The sequence below is a fragment of the Ramlibacter sp. genome, assembly GCF_035554825.1.
In the GTDB taxonomy this organism is placed as follows: Bacteria; Pseudomonadota; Gammaproteobacteria; order Burkholderiales; family Burkholderiaceae_C; genus Ramlibacter.
Genome location: NZ_DATMHS010000156.1, coordinates 17,630 through 35,029 on the forward strand (window position 1 = coordinate 17,630; position 17,400 = coordinate 35,029).

A 17,400-nucleotide genomic window follows, 5' to 3' on the forward strand; every position below is an offset into this window, starting at 1 on the left:
CTCGGAGCATCCATGAAACGCATCGTTCTCTTTGTCCTGACCAACCTCGCGGTGGTGGTGGTGCTGGGCATCGTCGCCAGCCTGCTGGGCGTCAACCGCTACCTGACGGCGAACGGGCTGAACCTCGGATCGCTGCTGGTCTTCGCGCTCATCATGGGCTTCGGCGGCGCGATCATCTCGCTGCTGCTGTCCAAGCCGATCGCCAAGTGGAGTTCCGGCGTGCAGGTGATCGAGCAGCCGCGCAACGCCGACGAGGCCTGGATCGTCGAGACCGTGCGCCGCTTCGCCGACAAGGCCGGCATCGGCATGCCCGAAGTCGGCGTCTTCGAAGGCGAGCCCAACGCGTTCGCCACGGGCGCGTTCAAGAACAGCGCGCTGGTGGCCGTCTCGACGGGCCTGCTGCAGGGCATGACGCGCGAGGAAGTGGAGGCCGTGATCGGCCACGAGGTGGCCCACATCGCCAACGGCGACATGGTCACCATGACGCTGATCCAGGGCGTGATGAACACCTTCGTGGTGTTCCTGTCGCGCGTGATCGGCTCCCTGGTCGACGGTTTCCTGTCGCGCGGCGAGCAGCGTTCCGGCCCGGGTATCGGCTACTACGCAACGACCATCGTGCTGGACATCCTGCTGGGCTTCCTGGCCGCCATCATCGTGGCCTGGTTCTCGCGACACCGCGAGTTCCGCGCCGACCGCGGTTCGGCCGAACTGCTCGGCCGCAAGCAGCCGATGATCAACGCGCTGGCGCGTCTGGGCGGCATGGTCCCGGGCGAACTGCCCAAGGGCCTGCAGTCGATGGGCATCACCTCGGGCGTGGGCAAGCTGTTTTCCACCCACCCGCCGATCGAGGAGCGGATCGCTGCGCTGCAGGCCGCCTGACCGCGCCTGCGCTCGCATGGACCAGGGCCGCCGCGTGCGGCCCTTTCTTCTTCTTTACCGTGCGGAAACAGCGCGGCAACGACCGCCGACGGTTTCTGGCCTATCTTTGAAGCCGGAGGGATGTTCGCAAGGAGTGCTTGTCATGTCGTCGCGTGAACCTGGCCGGTCCAGTTGCGGCCGGCGCCGCCGCCCTGCCGCGGCGGCCTTCATCGCTTCCTTGGCGTTGGCCGGCTGCGTCGTGGCCCCGGTGCCGCCGGCCGGCGTGGTCTACACCGATCCGGGAGCGGCGATCGTGGCGCCGCTGGCGCCGCCGCCCCTGATCGTGGAGCCGATGCTGGTGGCCCCGGGGCCGGGCTACATCTGGATCGGCGGCTACTGGAGCTGGTCGGGCGGGCATCACGTCTGGACGCACGGCCGCTGGGCCGCCCCGCCGCGCCATGGCCAGCAGTGGGTACCGCGCCGGTGGGAACGCGGGCCGGGGGGCTGGCACCAGCGCGGCGGCCATTGGCGTTGAACCCGCCCGGCGGTGGGCTCAGGCAACCATCCGCCTGGCCACCGCTTCCCCGAGCTTGATGCCGTCGACGCCGGCCGACAGGATGCCGCCGGCATAGCCCGCGCCTTCGCCGCCCGGGTACAACCCGCGCACGTTCAGGCTCTGGAAATCCTCGCCCCGCGTGATCCGCAGGGGCGACGACGTGCGCGTCTCCACGCCCGTCAGCACCGCGTCGGGGCGATCGAAGCCCTTGATCTTGCGCCCGAACGCCGGCAGCGCCTCGCGCAGGGCGGCGATCGCGTACCCGGGCAGCGCCTGGTGCAGGTCGCCCGGCTTCACCCCCGGCTTGTACGAGGGCAGCACGTCGCCGAACTGGGCCGACGGCCGGCCGGCGATGAAGTCGCCCACCAGCTGCCCAGGCGCGTCGTAGTTCTCGCCGCCGAGCACGAAGGCCCGCGACTCGAGCTCGCGCTGCAGCGCGACGCCAGCCAGCGGTCCGCCCGGATAGTCGCTCGGCTCGATGCCGACCACCAAGCCCGCATTGGCGTTGCGCTCGTTGCGCGAGTACTGGCTCATGCCGTTGGTGACCACGCGGCCAGGCTCCGACGTCGCCGCGACCACGGTGCCGCCGGGACACATGCAGAAGCTGTAGACGGCGCGGCCGTTGCCGGCGTGATGCACCAGCTTGTAGTCGGCGGCGCCCAGCAGCGGATGGCCGGCATGCCGGCCCCAGCGGGCCCGGTCGATCAGTCCCTGCGGGTGCTCGATGCGAAAGCCGATCGAAAACGGCTTGGCTTCCAGGAACACCCCGCGCTCGTGCAGCACCTCGAAGGTGTCGCGCGAGCTGTGGCCCAGCGCCATCACGACATGGTCGGCGCGCAGTTCGCTGCGCTCGCCGGTCGCCTGGTTCAGCACCGTGAGCCCCCGCAGCTGCCGGCCGTCGGCGCCGTCCTCGATCAGCACGTCCACCACCCGGTGCTGGAACCGGACCTCGCCGCCGAGCGCGATGATCTGCTCGCGCAGCTGCTCCACCACCTTCACCAGCTTGAAGGTGCCGATGTGGGGATGCGCGACGTACAGGATCTCCTCGGGGGCGCCGGCCTTGACGAACTCGGTCATGACCTTGCGGCCGAGGTGGCGCGGGTCCTTGATCTGGCTGTACAGCTTGCCGTCGGAAAAGGTGCCGGCGCCGCCCTCGCCGAACTGGACGTTGCTTTCCGGATCCAGTTCGCGCCTGCGCCACAGGGCCCAGGTGTCCTTGGTGCGTTCGCGCACCTTCTTGCCGCGCTCCAGCACGATCGGCCGCAGGCCCATCTGCGCGAGCGCCAGCGCCGCGAAGATGCCGCACGGGCCGAACCCGACCACGACCGGGCGCCCGGCCAGCGGCTCGCCCACGTGCACCGGCGGATGCCACGCCATGTCGGGGGTCGGACCGACCTGCGGATGGTCCTCGCACCTGGCCAGCAGCTGCGGCTCGCGCGCCGGATCGGCGAGCGCGACGTCGACGATGTAGACGGCCAGCAGGTCGGCCTTGCGGGCGTCGAAGCTGCGCTTGAAGACATGCACCTGCGCGAGCTCGGTCTCGGGCAGCGCCAGCACCTGGGCGGCGGCCGCGCGCAGGGCCGGCTCTGGCGCCGCTGCCTGCTCCAGCGGCAGCTTGATTTCGGAAATGCGGATCATGGAACCTCGGGGCTTCTATCGATGAAGCAGAGGGCCATGATGGTAGCGCCCCCGGGGCGCGCCGCTTCAGGCCTGCGGCAGGAAGCCGTCCACCGAGAGGTAGCGCTCGCCGGTGTCGTAGTTGAAGCACAGCACGGTGGCGCCGGCCGGGATCTGCGGCAGCTTCTGGGCCACGGCGGCCAGGGCGGCGCCCGACGAGATGCCGACCAGCATGCCTTCCTCGCGGGCGCAGCGGCGGGCCATCTCGCGCGCCGGTTCGGCGTCCACGGTGATCACGCCATCGAGCAGGCTGGTGTCCATGATCTTGGGCACGAAACCGGCGCCCAGGCCCTGGATCGGATGCGGTGCCGGCTGCCCGCCCGACAGCACCGGCGACTGGCTGGGCTCGACGGCGAACACCTTCAGCTTCGGCCAGGCCTGCTTGAGCACCTTGGCGCAGGCGGTGATGTGGCCGCCGGTGCCCACCCCGGTGATCAGGTAGTCGACGCCCTGCGGGAAGTCCTCCAGGATCTCGCGCGCCGTGGTGCGCTCGTGCACTTCGACGTTGGCCTGGTTCTCGAACTGCTGCGGAATCCAGCCGCCGGGCGTGGCCGCCAGCAGTTCCTCGGCGCGGGCGATCGCGCCCTTCATGCCCTTCTCGCGCGGCGTGAGGTCGAACTGCGCGCCGTACGCCAGCATCAGGCGGCGGCGCTCGACCGACATGCTGTCGGGCATCACCAGGATCAGCTTGTAGCCCTTGACGGCCGCCACCATGGCCAGGCCGATGCCGGTGTTGCCGGAGGTCGGCTCGATGATGGTGCCGCCCGGCTTGAGCTTGCCGCTGCGCTCCGCGTCCTCGATCATCGCCAGGCCGATGCGATCCTTGATCGAGCCGCCGGGGTTGGCCCGTTCGGACTTCACCCACACGTTGTGGCCGGGCCCGAACAGGCGGTTGATGCGGATGTGCGGCGTGCGGCCGATGGTTTCCAGGATGGTGTCGGCTTTCATGGCGTCTCCTGCGGCGGGGAAAGGCGCATTCTCGCGCAGGGCGCCCCCATGCGTGCAAGGCACGAGGGGGCAGGGGATAATCGCCGGGTGAAGCCCGCCAGACCGCCGCTGGTGCACGTGCCGAAAGGCCGCACTGGAGGAACGTCCGGACTGCACAGGGCAGCGTAGCAGGCAACACCTGTCCACCGCGAGGTGAGGATCAGAGCAACAGAGACGAGTCGGCGGACTTGTCGCGGCGCGCAAGCGACGCGAGGTTCGCCGGGTGAAACGGGCAATCTCTACGCGCAGCAATACCAAGTAGGTGAACGCGGCGCATCCGGCTCACGCCGGCGGCGCCACCCGGGGCCCCCGGGAGTTCACGGGTAGGTAGCACCGAGCCGCTCTGGCGACAGGCGGCCCAGAGGAATGGCGGTCACGTCCGGGCAACCGGACGCACAGAATCCGGCGTACCGGCGGGCTTCACATTTTTTTTTTGCGGCCGCGGCGGCTTCCCGAGCCGCCGGCGGTGCAACTCAGAACCGCTCGTCGCGACGCAGATAGCGCCACTGCCCCGGCGGCAGCCCGGCCAGCGGGATGCGGCCGATGCGCAGGCGCTTGAGGCCGGTCACGCGCAAGCCGACCTGCTCGCACATCCAGGGCACCAGGTCGGGCGCGATTCCCTTCAGCGCGAAGCGCAGCCGCCGCTCGCTCTGCCAGCTGACCTTGATGGGCGGCAGCGGGCGCCCTTGGAGCGCAAGCCCGTGGCCCAGGCGCCCGAGCCCGCCGGGGGCCACGTCGCCCGCCACGTCCGCGAGGACCTCCTGCTCCAGCAGTGGGGCGTCCTCGGTCAGCCGCCGGACGATGCCGCGCTCCTGGCTGAACACGACCAGGCCGCTGGCCAGCGGCGGCAGCGGCAGCAGCGACGCCAGGTGGCTGAAGTGGCGCTTGAGCGGCCGGATGCCGCAGCGGTCGATGTCGGCGCGGCGGTCCGCGGCCAACAGTGCCAGCGCCTCCGGCTCACCGGCGCCCGCCGGCTTGTGCAGCAGCAGCGTGACCGGCTCGGACCCGGCCAGGGTCGCCGCCGGATCGAGTTCGACCCGCTGCCCGTCGGCCACCCGATGCTGCGGCGCGTCGACCACGACGCCGTCGACGCGCACCCAGCCGCCCTCGATGTACAGCTCGGCGTCGCGCCGCGAGCACCCGGCCTGCGCCGCGACCCGCTTGGCCAGCCTGACCGGTTCAGCCATGCCGGCGCTCAAGCGGCCAGCCCCAGCGCCTCGATGCGCTGGACATGCGCCAGCAGCGAGCGCTTGGCCAGCGGCCACATGCGCGGCGGCACGTCGTCATAGGCCAGCTCGACCCAGTCGTCCATGGTGCCGTCGGGGCGCGCCTGCATCGCCTTGACGATCTTCGCCTCGCGCTGGAGGCGATGCGCCTTCAGGTGCGCGATCGCCTGCTCGGGAAAGCCCAGCACGTGGCCGTGCGCCGGCAGGATGAAGCCGATGCCGTGGCTGCGGCAGGCCGTGGCCAGCCGGTCCAGCGAATCGATGTAGGCGCTCATGTCGCCATCGGGCGGGTCGACGACCGTGGTGCTGCCGTTCAGGACATGGTCGCCCGAAAACAGCAGCCCGTCTTCCAGCAGCATCAGGCACAGGTGGTTGGCCGCGTGGCCGGGCGTGTGGATCGCCTGCAGCGTGTGGCGCTCGCCACCGCCCTCGAGCGCGAACTGCTCGCCGTGTGCCAGCGCGCGATCCGGCACGAACGCGCTGGCCGCGCGTGCCGTCGGGGCCGACGCCAGGCCGACGATCGGCGGGTTGCCGGCGCACAGGGCCTGCAGCGGACGCGCGCCGGGCGCGTGGTCGGGATGCGAGTGGGTGCAGACGATCAGCCGGATGTCGCCGTTCGCCGCGCGCCACAGGCGCTCGACGTGTTCGCGGTCGTCCGGGCCGGGGTCGATCGCGACGTAGCCCGTGCGCGGACCGCCGACCAGATAGCTGTTGGTGCCCGGGCCCGTCATCACGCCGGCGTTGGGGGCCGTGAGGCGCGTCACGTTGCGCAGCAACGGCACCGGGTCGTCGCTGCGCCAGTCCAGGTGGTGCACCAGCTGGCCATCGGGGCTGACCAGCGCCAGCTCCCCGTACGGCGGGTCCGATTCCATGAAGCGGTGTTCGGCGCCATGCAGCAGCCCGGCGCGCGGGCAACTGGTCCACAGCGGCTGTTCGCCGGCGCAGGCCCGCAGCACGGCGTCCACGGTGTCGAACGGCGCGAGCCGCTGCAGCGTGCGGATGGTCGGGAAGATCATGAAGAAGGTGCCGGCCTCGTGCCGCGCCAGCGCATCGGCGGGACGCACCCACACGGGCTCGAACTGCTCCGCTTCGTCGGCGACGGGGGTCTGTCCCGGCGGCATGCGCGCCACCAGGAAGGGCACTTCGAAGCGGCGCGGCAGGTCGCGGTCGGTGGTCCAGTGCGCGAGCACGAACACCTGGTCGGCGGCCAGCACCAGCCCGCGCTTGCGGCACTGGACCGCCAGCGGCCGATGGCGGTCGAGCGCGGCCATGTCCGCGGCTCCGACCGCCCGGCCGTCGGCGTGGCGGGCGAGCAGCACGCCGAGCTCCTCGAAGCTCTCGCGGATGGCGGCGATCGCCTGCGTCAGGCGCGCGCCGTCCTGGGTCGGACGGCGGGCGGCGAGGTCGTGCGCCTGCGCGTCCGCCGCGTCGATGGCGCCGCCGGGAAACACGTAGGCGCCGGGGGCGAAGCTCGCCGTCGCGGCGCGGCGCGTCATCAGCACCTCGATGCCGGCGCCGGCGGCAGCGTCGCGCAGCAGCAGCACGGTGGCCGCCGGCCGCGGCGCCACGGGCTCGCGCTGGGGGTGGAGAAGTTGCGAGGGTCGGACCATGGGCGGATTATGGACAGCGGCACCGGCCGCGAGCCGCCGGCCGCGCCCCGGATCGCCGCGAACTACGCTTCGGGCGCGACGCCCAGCGCCAGCAGGAAGCGCGCGACCATGTTGTAGGTGGCGATCGCCGCCGTCAGCTCCACCAGCTCGCTGGTTTCGAAGCGGGCCCGCATCCGCGCGAACAGCGCGTCGGGAACCTTCACGTCGCGGGTCATGCTGGCCGCGTATTCGGCGACCAGCGCCTCGTCGGCTGCCAGCCCGTGCGAGGCCGCGTCCGCGATCGGCGCGTCCAGGAAGGCGTGCAGCGCATCCAGTTCGGCCTGGGTGCCGCCGGCCGCCAGGAAGTCGGGGGCGTGGTGGCGGTATTCGTAGTCGGCGCCCGTGAGCAGGGCCACGGTGCAGATCCCCAGCTCGCGCAGCTTGCGGCTGGCGCCCAGGCCGGTGCGCACGTTCTTCAGGTACACGTTCCAGCCGCGGGCCAGCGGCTCGCTCCACAGCAGCGCGCGGTCCAGGTTGAGCAGGGCGCCGCCGCGCCGCTCGAGGATGGCGTTGACGAGGTCCGGCGGCTGGGGTTTGGCTTGCGGGGTCCAGTCGGGAATGCGCATGGCGTGCGTCCAGAGTGTCGGTGGCCGCACAGCATACCCGCCGGGCTTCGCGGGCGAGCCCGGTGCACTCATAATCAACCCATGCGTATCCGGTTCACCAAGATGCAAGGGGCGGGCAACGATTTCATCGTGCTCGACGAAACCCGCGGTGCGCTCGAGCTCACGCCGGCGCAATACCGCTTCCTCGCGCATCGGCAGTTCGGCGTCGGCGCCGACCAGATCCTGTCGGTGCGGCCGTCGCCGGCCCACGGCATCGACTTCGAATACGTGATCCACAACGCCGATGGCGGCGAAGTCGAGCAGTGCGGCAACGGCGCGCGCTGCTTCATGCGCTTCGTCCACGACAAGGGCCTCACCGGCCGCGCCAGCGCCCGCGTGCAGACGCTCGCGGGCGTGATCGAGCCGCGAATCGATGCCGATGGCCGCGTGACCGTGGACATGGGGGTGCCGGCGTTCGAGCCTGCGGCGCTGCCCTTCGACCGCTCCGGCCTGGCGCCGCTGCACGACGGCGGCTGGGAGAAATGGCATCTCGCGCTGGGCCCCAACGCCGATGCGGCCATCGTGTCGGTGGCGCTGGTCTCCATGGGCAACCCGCACGCGGTGCAGGAAGTACCCGACGTGGACCGGGCGCCCGTGGGCACGCAAGGTCCGCTGATCGAGCACCATCCGCGCTTTCCCAAGCGCGTCAACGCGGGCTTCATGCAGATCGTCGATCGCTCGAACATCCGGCTGCGGGTGTGGGAGCGCGGCGCCGGCGAGACGCTGGCCTGCGGCACGGGCGCCTGCGCCGCGGTCGTCGCGGGCATCCGGCTGGGGCGACTGGACCGCAAGGTGGACGTGCAGACCCGCGGCGGGCTGCTCACGATCGAGTGGGCCGGCACGACCGGGGCCGGCACGGCGCCGGTGCTGATGACCGGCCCCGCCGTGACCGTATTCGAAGGCGAACTGGAGCTGCCGGATTCACCATGACAACAACACCCATGAACCCGATCACCGAAGACGACATCGCCAACTACCTGGTGAACACCCCGGATTTCTTCGCCCGGCACGCCGAGCTGCTGGGGACCGTGCAGCTGACCAGCCCGCACGGCAACCGGGCCGTGAGCCTGCAGGAGCGGCAGGCCGAGATGCTGCGCGAGAAGATCCGGGCGCTGGAACACCGGGTGATGGACATGGTGCGGCACGGCAACGAGAACGTGGTCATCGCCGACCGTCTGCACCGCTGGACGCGCCGGCTGTTCGAGGTGGCGACGCCGCGCGAGCTGCCGGCGATCGTCGCCGACGAGATTCGCACCCAGTTCATGGTGCCGCAGACCGCGATCAAGGTCTGGGACGTGGCCAGCGGCTACGCGGCCGAGGCGTTCGCGAGCGGCGTCAGCCAGGACGCGCGGACTTTTGCCTCGTCGCTGACACAGCCGTATTGCGGCGTGAACTCCGGCTTCGAAGCCGTGAGCTGGCTGGCGGACGGCGCCGCGGCGCTGTCGATCGCGCTGCTGCCACTGCGCGAGGGCCCGCTGGACAGCACGGGGCCGGCGTTCGGCATGCTGGTGCTGGCTTCGCCCGACCCGCAGCGGTTTGCCAGCGGCATGGGCACCGACTTCCTGGAGCGCATCGCCGAACTGGCCAGCTCCGCCTTGTCGAGGCTGCGCCGCCCGTGAAACCGCAGGCGCCGGGCGCAGCGCCTGCGCCGGCGAGCGCTGCCGACCGGGCACTGGTGGAACGCTACCTGGAACATGTCCGGGTGGAAAAACGGCTGGCGGACCGCACGGTCGCCCTGTACGCGCTCGATCTGGAAAAACTGGCCGGCTTCGCCGCCGCCGCGGAGGTCGAGCTGCGCCAAGTTCAGCACGCCCACATCCGGCGGTGGGTGGCGCAGATGCATGCAGGCGGCCGCAGCGGGCGCGGCATCGCCCTGATCCTGTCGGGTTGGCGCGGCTTCTACGGCTGGCTGGGCCGGCAGGCTCTGATCGCCGGCAACCCGGTGCAAGGGGTGCGTGCGCCGAAGGCGCCGAAACCCTTGCCGAAGGCGCTGGGGGTCGACGAGTCGGTCCAGTTGGCCAGCTACGAGTCCCAGGACATGGACCCGTGGCTCGACGCGCGGGACGCCGCGATCGTCGAGCTGCTGTACGGGTGCGGCCTGCGGGTGGGCGAACTGGTCGGGCTAGACGTCGCGGCGAGTACGGCGGCGCGCGGCTGGATCGATCTGCAGGCCGCCGACGCGCATGTGCTGGGCAAGGGCGGCAAGCGCCGCACGGTGCCGGTCGGCGGCGCCGCATTGCGGGCGCTGCGGCGGTGGCTGGCGGTGCGCGACGCCACCGGTCGCCTGGCGCAGCCGGCGCTGTTCGTCGGACGGCACGGCACGCGGCTGACGGCGCAGTCGGTCTGGCAGCGCCTGAAGCAGCGCAGCCGGCAGGCCGGCCTGGCGACGCCGGTCCATCCCCACATGCTGCGGCATTCGTTCGCCAGCCACATGCTGCAGTCCAGCGGCGACCTGCGGGCGGTGCAGGAGCTGCTCGGCCACGCGAACATCACCACCACCCAGGTGTACACGCGGCTGGATTTCCAGCACCTGGCGAAAGCCTACGACGCCGCCCATCCGCGGGCACAGCGCAAGCGTTGACGAGCTGAAACCCGGCAGCCGGACGCAGAGGGCGCATAGCGGACCGAAGAGGGGATTCGTTCTCTTCCTTGAGATCTCCAGCGTCCTCTGCGCACGCGCTGTGTCCTCTGCGTCCGGCTGTTGGGCCTTCTCCCCGGGGCCGACAATAGCCCCCATGAAAACCATCCGCTTGAAGGAAGGCAAGGAGCGCTCGCTCTTGCGGCGACACCCCTGGATCTTCGACTCCGCCATCGCCAAGGGCGGCGGCGACGCCGGCGAAACCGTGCGGGTCGAATCGCACGACGGCCGGTTCCTCGCCTGGGCCGCCTTCAGCCCGGCGTCCCGCATCCGCGCCCGGGCCTGGAGCTTCGACGAGTCGCAGCGAATCGATGCGGCCTTCTTCGACGCGGCCTGCGAGCGTGCCATCCGGGCCCGCTCGCGCTTCGACATTCCCAGCGACGGTGCGCGGCTGGTGCACGGCGAGTCCGACGGCTTGCCGGGCCTGGTCGTGGACCGTTACGGCGACACGCTGGTGGCGCAGTTCCTGGCCGCCGGCGCGGAGCGCTGGAAGGCGGTGCTCACCCAGTCCTTGCTGCGCCACAGCGGGCTGGCACGGTGCTACGAGCGCTCGGACGCGAATGTGCGCGCACTCGAGGGCTTGCCGGAGCGCACCGGCTGGCTGAGCGGGGAAGGCGCCACCGAACTCTCCATTCGCGAGCACGACTGGCGCTTCACGATCGACATCGCCAGCGGCCACAAGACGGGCTTCTACCTCGACCAGCGCGACAGCCGGGGCCGGTTCGCGGCCTACACCAGGCGCCTGCGGTTCCGGCGGGTCCTGAACTGCTATTGCTACACGGGCGGCTTCACGGTGGCGGCGCTGGCCGGCGGCGCGGCCCACGTGACGTCGATCGATTCCTCGGCGCCGGCGCTGGAGCGCGCGCGCGCCAACCTGGCCGTCAACGGCCTGGACACGGCCCGGGCCGACTTCCTCGATGCCGACGTCAACGCGTCGTTGCGGCGCTTCATCGAGGAGGGCCGAACGTTCGACGCGATCGTGCTCGATCCGCCCAAGCTCGCGCCCACGGCCTCGCACGCCGAGCGCGCCGCCCGCGCCTATAAGGACATCAACCGGCTGGCGCTGAAGCTGCTGGAGCCCGGCGGCGTGCTGTTCACGTATTCGTGCTCGGGCGGCATCGGCGCCGACCTGTTCCACAAGATCGTGGCTTCGGCCGGCGCCGACGCCGGGGTGGACGGCTACATCGGCGAGCGCCTGGGCGCCGCCCCCGACCATCCGATGACCCTGGCCTTCCCGGAAGGCGAATACCTCAAGGGGCTGGTGGTCGTCAGGAAGTGATGAGGCTGGCGAGGGCGGGGAATTCTTGAACGCGGAGGGCGCTGAGGATGCGCAGAGAGCGCACAGGAACAGCCAGCCTGCCTGGGAATTCTCTGCGTCCTGTGCGCCGCCTTTGCGAGCTCTGCCTCCAAAAGAGACAGTGGTGCGCCGGGGGGCGGCGCCGCAGCCGATGCCTTGATTTGACCGCTACACTGCCCCACCTTCTCCCGTTTCCGCCCCCCATCATGAGTCTCATCCCCGCCACCATCCTCACCGGCTTCCTCGGCTCCGGCAAGACCACGCTGCTCAAGCGCGTCCTGGGCGAAGCCCACGGCCAGAAGATCGCCGTCATCGAGAACGAGTTCGGCGAGGAGAACATCGACAGCGACATCCTGGTGAGCGACACCAACGAGCAGATCATCCAGATGAGCAACGGCTGCATCTGCTGCACGATCCGCGAGGACCTGCGCTCGACGCTGCAGCTGCTGGCGGCCAAGAAGCGCAAGGGCCTGCTGGATTTCGACCGGGTGGTGATCGAGACCACCGGCCTGGCCGACCCGGGCCCGGTCGCCCAGACCTTCTTCATGGACGACGAGATCGCCGAGACCTACCTGCTCGACTCGATCCTGACGCTGGTCGATGCGAAGCACGGCAACCAGCAGCTGGACGACCGCCAGGAGGCGCGCCGGCAGGTCGGCTTCGCCGACCAGATCTTCATCAGCAAGACCGACCTGGTGACCGAGGACGAAGCCGACGACCTGAGCCACCGCCTGAAGCACATGAATCCGCGCGCGCCGCAGAAGAAGGTGCACTTCGGCGAGGTGGCGATCGCCGAGGTGTTCGACCTGCGCGGCTTCAACCTGAACGCCAAGCTCGACATCGACCCCGACTTCCTCAAGGAGGAGGAACACGACCACGAGCACGGCCATGACCACCACGACCATGACCACGAGCACGGCGAGCATTGCAACCATCCGCACCACCATCGCCACGACGACGATGTCAAGAGCTTCGTGTTCAAGGCGAGCCGGCCCTTCGATCCGGCCAAGCTGGAGGATTTCCTGGGTGCGATCGTGAACATCTACGGCCCGAGGATGCTGCGCTACAAGGGCGTGCTGGACCTCAAGGGCACCGACCGGAAGGTCATCTTCCAGGGCGTGCACCAGCTGATGGGAAGCGATCTCGGCCCGCTGTGGGCCGCCGGCGAGCAGCGGGGCAGCAAGATGGTCTTCATCGGAATCGACCTGCCCAAAGATATCCTGCTGCAGGGACTCGAGCAGTGCCTCATTTAGGGTAGGCTCGCGGTTTCGCCAACCGTGGTGCGGGAGCCCGGATGACTGTCTCGATTCTGCAACTGCCCTCCTTGTCTTTTGACAGGGGCCCAGCCATGGCCAGGGGTGAAAACCCCAACCGTGAGCGTCCGCAGCGGAACAATCGAGGTATAACTCGCACTCATGAAGGCGATTGGTCACCAGAACAACAAAGGACGGCTCGTGCCGGCTGTTGCCATGCCAGTGCCGCCGCGAGGAGCCATGAAGTGAAGCCTCAACCGAAGGTTGCAGCCAAGACGGGCAAGGCCGCGGCGAAGGCGAAGCCTGCCGCCACGCTGGCCAAGTCGGCCAAGACGGCGAAGCCGGCGGCGAAGTCGCCGGCCAAGAAGGCGGCGGCCAAACCCGCTGCCAAGGTGCCCGCGAAGAAGGCGCCGGCCAAGGTGGCCGCCAAGTCGCCGGCGAAGACGGCGCCGGTCAGGAAGACGCCGGCCAAAACCACTCCTCCCGCCGCGAAGAAGGCGGCGCCCGCTCCGAAGGCCAAGCCGGTTGCCAAGCAGCCAGCCGCCAAGGGCGAGGCAACCAAGACGAAGGCAGGGCCAGCAAAGGCGCCAGCGACTGCGGTCCAGGCCCCCGCGCGCGCCATGCCGCCGCGTCACGAGGCCGCCACGCTGGCGGCCGAACCGACGCGCTCCACCAAACCCTCGGCGCGGCTGGCGCAGATCACGGTGCCCTCGATGGCGCAATCCGTGGCGTCCACCGCCGCCAAAGCAAGCTATACCCAGACGATGTCCCCTTCCGTGCTCACCCCGCCGCCGCTGGTGGCAATCAAGAAAGATCCCAAGCTGGCCAACAACTGGAAGTCCAAGCCGGCCGAGGAGCTGTCCGACGCCGAAGTGCTGGCCATGCCGGACTCGGAGTACATGAACGAGAAGCAGATGGCGTTCTTCCGCCTGAAGCTGATGCGCCTGAAACAGGACATCCTCGACAACGCCGGCGAGACCACCGAGCACCTGCGCGAGGAAACCGTGATCGTGCCGGACCCCGCGGACCGCGCGACGATCGAGGAAGAGCATGCACTGGAGCTGCGCACGCGCGACCGCGAGCGCAAGCTGCTCAAGAAGATCGAGCAGTCGATCGGCCGCATCGACGCCGGCGACTACGGTTACTGCGACGAAACCGGCGAGCCGATCGGCGTCGGCCGCCTGCTGGCGCGTCCCACCGCCACGCTGTCACTGGAGGCGCAGCAGCGGCGCGAGCTCAAACAGAAGATGTTCGGGGACTAGAGGCGCCCGGCAGGCCGGACCGCCAGCAGACCGCAGCACCAGTATGTCGAAGGAAGACAACGCCGGCCTGTTCTCGAAGGTAGTCAAGTTCGTCAAGAACCCCACCACCAGCTGGGCCGACCTGGACCAGCCGGAGGCGGAGCGCGAGAGCGGTTACTCCAAGCAGATGCTCAAGGAGATGATCGAGCGCAAGCGGCGAAACGATTTCGTCCGCAAGCGCGAGTTCGACATGCTCCGCAAGCTGCGCCGCAGCGAGGCCATGGCCGGTCACGACCTGGCCGCGCGCCCGTCCTTCTTCCAGAGCTCGATGCCGTCCAAGCCGGACGACCGCGCCACCACGCTCAAGAAGATCGACGAGATCGAAGCGCAGATGTCCATGCAGTGGTGGAAGACCAAGCATGGCGGACCTGCCAGCGTGAGCGGCAGCAGCAGCCAGTTCGCCAGCTCCTCGCACATGCCGCCGGACTCGGCGCGCGCGCCGCTCTCCGCACGGGCGCCGCTGTCGGGCCATCCGCCGCTGCCCGGCCCCTACGATTCCACGGCGCCGCAGCCACTGGCGGCGCAGCCTGCCAAGGCGGCCGAACCCCAGGAACTGATGTCGATGCCCTTGCTGCCGGGCCTGGGCCAGGCCGCGGCGCCGGTCGCCGCGTCGGGCGCCGCCCCGGCGCGCCAGCAGCCATCAGCCGGCGGCGCGACGCGCGCACCGGCGGCCCCGCCGATGCCGCTGCTGTCGCCGCTGTCGCCAGTCGCCCCGGCGAACACGGGGCCGGACAACACCAGCGGCTTTTCCGCTTCCAAGCTGTTCGCCATCGACGTGGAGGAGTTCGCCCACGACCCCGAACTGGAGGAAGCGGCCATCCGCTTTGCCAACGGCGACAACCAGGGCGCCGAGGAGGGCCTGCGCGAAGTGCTGTCGCCGCAGGGCCCGCGTGCCGATCATGACGAAACCTGGCTGACGCTGTTCGACCTGTATCGGGCCACCGGGCAGCAGGAGCGGTTCGAGGCGGCGGCGATGGAATTCGCCGGCCGTCTGGGCCGTTCCGCCCCGCAGTGGTTCTCGATGCCCGAGATGGTGGGCCGGATGCGGGCGCCGTCCGGCGCGGCCGAGGGCGGCGCCGGCCCGCTGGCGCACTGGAGCGCGCCAGCCGTGATCGGGACCCAGACGCTGGCGGCGATGTCGGCGGCGCTGGCCAAGGCGCCGGCGCCGTGGCGGCTGAATTGGAGCAAGCTGACGGCGATCGAGCCGGCGGCCATCGAGGGGCTGACCCGCCTGTTCACCCAGTGGTCCGGCCAGCCGGTGCAACTGCGGTTCATCGGCGGCGACGCGCTGCAGAAGGTGCTGCGAGACGCCACCCCGTCGGGCGACCGCGGCGTCGACACCGCGTGGTGGAAGCTGCGGATGGAGACGTTGCGGCTGATGCACCGCCCCGACGAGTTCGAACTGGTCGCGCTCGATTACTGCGTCACGTACGAGGTCTCGCCCCCGTCGTGGGAGAGCGCGCGCTGCGAGTTCAAGCAGCTGGAGCAGGACGGCAGCTACGTGCCGGGCCACACCATCGTGGGCGAGGCCTTCCACGACTCGCTCAGTTCCGGGATGATGACTTTCCGCGACTCGCAGGAGGCCGCGAGCACGCAGATGGCGCAGATCTGCACCATCGAGCTGGCCGGCGAGGTCCAGGGCGACGCGGTGGAGATTCTCGACGAGCTCGAGGCCAAGCTGCAGGGCGCCGACATCGTGGTGATCTCCTGCGCCCGGCTGATCCGGATCGACTTTTCGGCGGCCGGGTCGCTGCTCAACTGGGTCAGCTCGCGCCAGGCCGAGGGCCGCCAGGTGCAGTTCGTCGACGTCAACCGGCTGGTGGCCGCGTTCTTCAACGTGATCGGCATCAGCGAGCACGCCCGCATCATCGCCCGCACTGACTGAAACCCTTTCGGCGGCGCGGCCCGCTTGCATTCGGGCGGAATGCCCTCAAGCTTCGGGAATGGAACAATTTCACGGCACGACCATTCTCAGCGTGCGGCGCCAGGACGCCGACGGCCGCTGGGCGGTGGCGATCGGCGGCGACGGCCAGGTCACCCTGGGCAACGTGGTGGTCAAGGGCTCGGCCCGCAAGGTGCGCAGGCTCTATCACGACAAGGTGCTCGCCGGCTTCGCGGGCGCCACGGCCGACGCGTTCACGCTGTTCGAGCGCTTCGAAGCCAAGCTCGAGAAGCACCAGGGCCATCTGGTGCGGGCCGCGATCGAACTCACCAAGGATTGGCGCACGGACCGCGTGCTGCGGCGGCTGGAGGCCATGCTGGCCGTGGCCGACCGCGAGGCGTCCCTCATCATCACCGGCAACGGCGACGTGCTGGAGCCAGAGCACGGGATCGTCGCGATCGGGTCGGGCGGCGCCTATGCGCAGGCGGCGGCCAAGGCCTTGCTGGACAACACCCAGCTCGGCGCCGCCGACATCGTGAAGAAGTCGCTGGCGATCGCCGGCGAGCTGTGCATCTACACGAACATGAACCACACGATCGAGACACTCTGATGTCCTCCATGACCCCCCAGGAGATCGTCTCCGAACTGGACCGGCACATCGTCGGGCAGGCTGAGGCCAAGCGCGCGGTCGCCATCGCGCTGCGCAACCGCTGGCGGCGCCAGCAGGTCGACGAGAAGCTGCGCCCCGAGATCACGCCCAAGAACATCCTCATGATCGGCCCGACCGGCGTCGGCAAGACCGAGATCGCGCGCCGCCTGGCGCGGCTGGCGGACGCGCCGTTCATCAAGGTCGAGGCCACCAAGTTCACCGAGGTCGGCTACGTCGGCAAGGACGTCGACGCGATCATCCGCGACCTGGCCGAACTGGCCGTGAAGCAGACCCGCGTGGCGGAGATGCGCAAGGTGCGCGCGCGGGCCGAGGACGCCGCCGAGGAGCGCATCCTGGACGTGCTGCTGCCGCAGGCGCGCACCGGCGAGCCGGCCGCCGAAAGCACCGCCCGCCAGGCCTTCCGCAAGAAATTGCGCGAGGGCCGGCTCGATGACAAGGACATCGAACTGGAACTGGCGGAGCCGCGGCCGCAGCTGGAGATCATGGGCCCGGCCGGCATGGAGGACATGACCGAGCAGTTGCGCGGCATGTTCGGCCAGCTCGGGGGCGGCCGGCGCAAGACCCGCAAGCTCAAGATCGGCGAGGCGCTGAAGCTGCTGGTCGAGGAGGAAGCCGGCAAGCTGGTGAACGAGGACGAGATCCGCACCGCCGCGGTCCAGAACGCCGAGCAGAACGGCATCGTGTTCATCGACGAGATCGACAAGGTCGCCTCGCGCGGTGTCGGCGGCGAAGGCGGCGGCGGCGCCGACGTCTCGCGCCAGGGCGTGCAGCGCGACCTGCTGCCGCTGGTGGAAGGCACCA

The 17,400-nt window shown here is 70.2% G+C and carries 16 protein-coding genes and 1 other RNA gene; 12 read left to right on the plus strand and 5 right to left on the minus strand.

Features of this window, described 5'->3' with window-relative positions; translation table 11 throughout:
• Positions 1 to 12: 12 nt before the first annotated feature.
• Together htpX and VNT59_RS19680 are read left to right on the plus strand one after the other, a co-directional pair.
• The gene (gene htpX, locus VNT59_RS19675; protein WP_325501277.1) at positions 13 to 879 is read left to right on the plus strand and encodes a protease HtpX; all 867 of its coding nucleotides are present in this window, start codon (positions 13 to 15) and stop codon (positions 877 to 879) included.
• A gap of 142 nt (positions 880 to 1,021) precedes the next feature.
• Positions 1,022 to 1,393, plus strand: coding sequence for a YXWGXW repeat-containing protein (locus tag VNT59_RS19680; protein ID WP_325501279.1), 372 nt, complete (start codon positions 1,022 to 1,024; stop codon positions 1,391 to 1,393).
• Positions 1,394 to 1,411: 18 nt separating this feature from the next.
• On the opposite strand, the gene VNT59_RS19685 is transcribed toward VNT59_RS19680, so the two are convergent.
• The gene (locus tag VNT59_RS19685; protein ID WP_325501281.1) at positions 1,412 to 3,052 is read right to left on the minus strand and encodes an NAD(P)/FAD-dependent oxidoreductase; all 1,641 of its coding nucleotides are present in this window, start codon (positions 3,050 to 3,052) and stop codon (positions 1,412 to 1,414) included.
• Between the two features lie 66 nt (positions 3,053 to 3,118).
• On the minus strand, positions 3,119 to 4,039 hold the full coding sequence (cysK, locus tag VNT59_RS19690; RefSeq protein WP_325501283.1) for a cysteine synthase A: 921 nt from the start codon (positions 4,037 to 4,039) through the stop codon (positions 3,119 to 3,121).
• 89 nt (positions 4,040 to 4,128) lie between these two features.
• Here cysK and rnpB point away from each other — a divergent pair.
• Positions 4,129 to 4,504: RNase P RNA component class A (rnpB, locus tag VNT59_RS19695), an RNA gene on the plus strand.
• Between the two features lie 47 nt (positions 4,505 to 4,551).
• On the opposite strand, the gene VNT59_RS19700 is transcribed toward rnpB, so the two are convergent.
• From VNT59_RS19700 to VNT59_RS19710, 3 genes are all read right to left on the minus strand, one after another.
• Complete coding sequence (locus VNT59_RS19700) at positions 4,552 to 5,265, minus strand: RNA pseudouridine synthase (protein WP_325501285.1); 714 nt, start codon at positions 5,263 to 5,265, stop codon at positions 4,552 to 4,554.
• A gap of 8 nt (positions 5,266 to 5,273) precedes the next feature.
• On the minus strand, positions 5,274 to 6,914 hold the full coding sequence (locus VNT59_RS19705; RefSeq protein ID WP_325501287.1) for an MBL fold metallo-hydrolase: 1,641 nt from the start codon (positions 6,912 to 6,914) through the stop codon (positions 5,274 to 5,276).
• A 62-nt stretch (positions 6,915 to 6,976) separates the two neighbouring features.
• Entirely contained in the window at positions 6,977 to 7,519 is a 543-nt protein-coding gene (locus tag VNT59_RS19710; protein WP_325501289.1) for a carboxymuconolactone decarboxylase family protein, read from the minus strand.
• An 81-nt stretch (positions 7,520 to 7,600) separates the two neighbouring features.
• On the opposite strand from VNT59_RS19710, the gene dapF reads away from it, so the two are divergent.
• The 9 genes from dapF to hslU all read left to right on the plus strand — a co-directional run.
• A complete protein-coding gene (gene dapF / locus VNT59_RS19715; RefSeq protein WP_325501291.1) occupies positions 7,601 to 8,488 on the plus strand; it encodes a diaminopimelate epimerase in 888 nt (295 codons plus the stop codon).
• An 11-nt stretch (positions 8,489 to 8,499) separates the two neighbouring features.
• Complete coding sequence (locus tag VNT59_RS19720; protein WP_325501293.1) at positions 8,500 to 9,177, plus strand: DUF484 family protein; 678 nt, start codon at positions 8,500 to 8,502, stop codon at positions 9,175 to 9,177.
• A complete protein-coding gene (locus VNT59_RS19725) occupies positions 9,174 to 10,139 on the plus strand; it encodes a tyrosine recombinase XerC (RefSeq protein ID WP_414708424.1) in 966 nt (321 codons plus the stop codon). Before VNT59_RS19720 ends, VNT59_RS19725 begins: the two co-directional genes overlap by 4 nt.
• 154 nt (positions 10,140 to 10,293) lie before the next feature.
• Positions 10,294 to 11,475 (plus strand): class I SAM-dependent rRNA methyltransferase, encoded by a 1,182-nt coding sequence (locus VNT59_RS19730; protein WP_325501295.1) that lies wholly within the window; start codon positions 10,294 to 10,296, stop codon positions 11,473 to 11,475.
• A gap of 224 nt (positions 11,476 to 11,699) precedes the next feature.
• On the plus strand, positions 11,700 to 12,746 hold the full coding sequence (locus VNT59_RS19735) for a GTP-binding protein (RefSeq protein WP_325501297.1): 1,047 nt from the start codon (positions 11,700 to 11,702) through the stop codon (positions 12,744 to 12,746).
• A gap of 245 nt (positions 12,747 to 12,991) precedes the next feature.
• Positions 12,992 to 14,008, plus strand: coding sequence for an RNA polymerase-binding protein DksA (gene dksA, locus VNT59_RS19740; protein ID WP_325501299.1), 1,017 nt, complete (start codon positions 12,992 to 12,994; stop codon positions 14,006 to 14,008).
• Between the two features lie 43 nt (positions 14,009 to 14,051).
• Positions 14,052 to 15,932: an STAS domain-containing protein gene (locus VNT59_RS19745; RefSeq protein ID WP_325501301.1), complete on the plus strand. Its 1,881-nt coding sequence runs from the start codon at positions 14,052 to 14,054 to the stop codon at positions 15,930 to 15,932.
• A 58-nt stretch (positions 15,933 to 15,990) separates the two neighbouring features.
• Positions 15,991 to 16,539 carry an ATP-dependent protease subunit HslV gene (gene hslV / locus VNT59_RS19750; RefSeq protein ID WP_325501302.1) on the plus strand — a complete coding sequence of 183 codons (549 nt, stop codon included), beginning with the start codon at positions 15,991 to 15,993 and terminating at the stop codon, positions 16,537 to 16,539.
• Positions 16,539 to 17,400 (plus strand): ATP-dependent protease ATPase subunit HslU (gene hslU / locus VNT59_RS19755; RefSeq protein WP_325501304.1); only part of this gene is annotated, 862 nt, incomplete at its 3' end. The genes hslV and hslU, both read left to right, overlap by 1 nt.